Source organism: Mesorhizobium sp. M7A.F.Ca.CA.002.09.1.1 (assembly GCF_003998555.1).
Classification (GTDB): domain Bacteria; phylum Pseudomonadota; class Alphaproteobacteria; order Rhizobiales; family Rhizobiaceae; genus Mesorhizobium; species Mesorhizobium ciceri.
Window position 1 is genome coordinate 1 of record NZ_RZRR01000651.1, and the last position, 3,280, is coordinate 3,280.

3 protein-coding genes and 1 pseudogene are annotated in these 3,280 nt (G+C 63.3%); all 4 read right to left on the bottom strand.

All coding sequences use genetic code 11. From position 1 onward, the window contains the following. Positions 1 to 365 (bottom strand): annotated as a pseudogene (locus EN994_RS23835) (anti-sigma factor); the annotation flags it as partial. Further along, on the bottom strand, positions 362 to 928 hold the full coding sequence (locus EN994_RS23840) for a sigma-70 family RNA polymerase sigma factor (protein ID WP_027163789.1): 567 nt from the start codon (positions 926 to 928) through the stop codon (positions 362 to 364). The gene EN994_RS23840 and the pseudogene EN994_RS23835, both read right to left, overlap by 4 nt. A 170-nt stretch (positions 929 to 1,098) precedes the next feature. Continuing rightward, positions 1,099 to 1,938: an alkaline phosphatase family protein gene (locus EN994_RS23845; protein ID WP_024501944.1), complete on the bottom strand. Its 840-nt coding sequence runs from the start codon at positions 1,936 to 1,938 to the stop codon at positions 1,099 to 1,101. Between the two features lie 97 nt (positions 1,939 to 2,035). After that, positions 2,036 to 3,280, bottom strand: a 1,245-nt coding sequence (locus tag EN994_RS23850) for an ABC transporter substrate-binding protein (RefSeq protein WP_164746119.1), incomplete at its 5' end; no start/stop codon positions are given.

Here is a 3,280-nt window from a genome sequence, read left to right on the forward strand (position 1 = left end):
ACCATGACCAGCGCCAGCAGAACCGCGGCTGCCGCCCAGGCGACGCCGACCGGCACCGCCATAAAGCGGCCCCAGGCCTGCGCCAGCCAGGACGATCCTGCCGGCTTGCGCGCAGGCCCGGCCTCGGCGTCGAGTGCCTTGGCAAAGCGGCTGAGCGCATCGGCCGGCGGCCGGATTGCTTCGTTGGCGGCCGTGGCGCCGGAGAATTCGGCTTCAGCTTCGCCAAGGGCGGCAAGTGCGGCCGGATCGCTGGCCAGCCATTCCTCGACCGCTTCCAGGTCGGAACCTTCCAGCGAGCCGTTCAGGTAGAACGGCAGCAGCGTTTCCATTTCGTCGCGGCGCGACATCTTTTCAGCGGCGCTCATGGCCACCCCCTGTCGTAACCGGCGGCCTTGAGAGCCTCGCCGAGTTTCTTGCGGGCGTAGAACATCCGGGTCTTGACGGTGGCGACCGGAATGTCGAGCACCTCGCTGATCTCGCTCACCGACTGCCCGTGATAATAGGCAAGATCGATGACGACGCGATGCTCTTCCGGCAAGGCGTCGACGAAGCGCCGCAGGGCGGCCGCCTTGTCTTCCTTCATGGTGACGACTTCCGGCGTGTCGGCGCCGTCGGGCACCGCGGCGGCGGCCTCGTCGTCGATCCAGTCTTCCTTCTTCTTGCGCAGAAAGGACAGCGCCTTGAAACGGGCAATGCCGAGCAGCCATGTCGAGACTTCGGAACGCCCTTCGAAGCCGGGCGCCTGGCGCCACAACTCGAGGAAGACTTCGTTGGCGATATCGTCGGCCATCATTTCCGATCCCGTCTGGCGCGCCACGAAGCGGTAGACCCGCGCGTGGTGACGCATGAACAGGAGCCGCACGGCGGCTCGGTCGCCCTTCGCGACCCGGTCGACAAGCGCGCGATCGGTCTCCGTCGCTGCCGTCATGGCCGGTCGAGCCGCCTGGCTCCTGTCTGCTCTGTCGCTGATCGGCCCAAAAAGGTTCATCCTCCGCCAAGGAATTTTGCGGAGGCTAACCGAAGAGCGCGGAGGTTGCCAGAGGTGCGCCTCTTCCTTCTCCCACAAGGGCAGAAGGGAAGAGCTTCGCGGACCGCTTCTCACTCCAAGAAAGACTTCGCCTTCATCGTCGCGGGCACGGGAACGCCCAGTCGGCTCAGCACCGTCGGCGCCAGCTGCAGCTGGTCGAGTAGTGTGTCCGCATCCGGCCCTTTGCCTTGTCCAAAATAATACAGCGCGAAATCCTGCATCTCGTCGTCATGGCCGCCGTGATGGCCACGATCGGTCTGGCCGTGATCGGCGGTGACGATCACCTCATAGCCGGCTTCGATCCAGCGTGGCAGGAAGGCGGCCAGCATGCCGTCCATCGCATAGACGGCATGGTCCATCTCGTGGCAGTCGTGGCCGAAGCGGTGTCCCATCGAATCCAGCGTGCAGGTGTGCAGGATGCCGTAGTCGATGCCATGGCGTTTCGTCAGCATGGTCAGCGTCGCGAACAGGTCGACATCGCTCGGCGTCATCTGGTTGCGGAGATTGTAACCGGTCATGGTGTGGAAGCGGCCATGCGTGATCGGCCCGCCTGGCTCGTCGAATTCCATGCCCTCCACCAGGTCGAACGGGTAGGCGCGGAAGAATTCCGACCAGTAGGAATGGGTCACCGCCCCCGTCTTGCCGCCTGCCTTGCTGACCTCGGAGAAGATATCGGGCTGCTCGACGCGGAAACGGTTCTCATTGGAGAGAATCCCGTGCACCTGCGGCGAAACCCCGGTGTGGATCGAGGCATAGCAGCAGGCCGAGGTCGACGGCAGCACCGAGCGCATCTTCCAGACCTGCGCCTCGCCCGATTGCACCCAGCCTTCGAGATTGCCCATCAGCCGGCGCCAGTTCCGGTAAGGCACGCCATCGAGGATGATCAGCAGAAGCTTGGATTTGAGCGCCACGGGCTGCTCCATGCGGTTGGCGGTTGAAACGGGAACGCCGTGTGCCGTCCCGGGCACACGGCGTTCTGATAGATGAAATCGGACGATCAGGGTCCGCTCAAGCGTTGAGCCAGCACTCGGCAAGCGCGTAGCCGTCCATCATTTCGCCGATAGGGCTCTTGGCATAGCCGCCGATCTTGTTGGTGGCGGCCGCGTCGATGAACTGGTTGAAGAAGGGCACGATCAGCCCGCCTTCGTCACGCATCATCACTGCCATATCGTGGTAGATCGCCTGGCGCTTGGCCTGGTCGAGCTCGCCGCGCGCGGTAAACAGCATCTTGTCGAATTCCGGCCGCTTGAAGCGCGTGTCGTTCCAGTCGGCGGTCGAGACATAGCCGGTGGAATACATCTGGTCCTGCGTGGCGCGTCCGCCCCAGTAGGAGAGCGAGAAAGGCTGCTTGTTCCAGACCTCCGACCAGTAGCCGTCGCCGGGTTCGCGCTTGATCTCGATCTTGATGCCGGCTTTGGCGCAGGACTGCTGATAGAGCTGTGCGGCATCGACGGCGCCCGGGAAGGCGACGTCCGAGGTGCGCAGCACGATCGAGCCGCTGTGGCCTGATTTCTTGTAGGCTGCCGCCGCCTTGTCCGGATCGAACTTGCGCTGTTCGATATCGGCGGAAAACAGCGGATAGGCCTCGTTGATCGGGAAGTCGTTACCCACCGAGCCATAGCCGCGCAGGATCTTTTCCAGCATCTCGTCGCGGTCCATGGCTAGCTTCAGCGCCATGCGCAGATCGTTGCTGTCGAAAGGTGCGGTGTCGCAGAACATGTTGAACGGATAGTAGCCCTTGCCCGAGACGTTCTCGATGGAAACGCCCGCGATGCGCTTGACCAGATCGACGACCTTGGGTTCGACGCGGTTGATCATGTGCACCTGGCCGCCTTGCAAGGCTGCAAGCCGTGCGGTCGCATCATTGATGACGATGATCTCGACCTGGTCGGCATGGCCGGCCTTGTCGCCAAGCCAGTAATTGGCGAAACGCTCGCCGCCATGGCGCACGCCTGGCTGGTTGACGCTAACCTTGTAGGGTCCGGCGCTGATGCCGGCATTCGGATCGTCCTTGCCGCCATTCGGCTGGATGACGAGATGGTAGTCGGCCATCAGATAGGGGAAGTCGGCATCGGCGTCGCCGAGCGTGACGATGACTTCCTTGCCGCTCGCCTTGACGCCCTTGATGTTCTTGAGGATGCCGAGTGCTCCGGACTTGGACTTCTCGTCCGCATGGCGCTCGATGGTGGCGGCAACGTCCTCCGCGCCGACCGTCTTGCCATTGTAGAACTCGATGCCATCGCGGATCTTGAT